This is a genomic window from Neglectibacter sp. X4 (assembly GCF_009917365.1).
GTDB lineage: Bacteria > Bacillota > Clostridia > Oscillospirales > Acutalibacteraceae > Acutalibacter.
In genome coordinates, this window is record NZ_QWLE01000350.1 from 1 (window position 1) to 242 (window position 242).

1 protein-coding gene is annotated in these 242 nt (G+C 43.0%); it reads left to right on the top strand.

What is annotated here, in order from left to right; all coding sequences use genetic code 11:
- Positions 1-110: 110 nt before the first annotated feature.
- Positions 111-242: helix-turn-helix domain-containing protein (locus tag D1841_RS18515; protein WP_371722225.1), on the top strand; the 132-nt coding region annotated here is incomplete at its 3' end.

Consider the following 242-nt stretch of genomic DNA (forward strand, 5'->3'; position numbering starts at 1 on the left):
TTTAAATGGAATTATTTTGGCGATTTCGGTTTTATAATGGAACTAATTGTGATATAATCAGGATATCTTAAATAACTCATCAGGAGGTCCCCGCAATGACAATCACAGAAATGAAGAAGAAGAAGCAGGAGCTGGGCTACACCAACGAAATGATTGCGCAGATATCCGGTGTTCCCCTGGGAACCGTGCAGAAGATTTTTGCCGGCATCACCACAAGTCCCAGATACGATACACTACAGGCC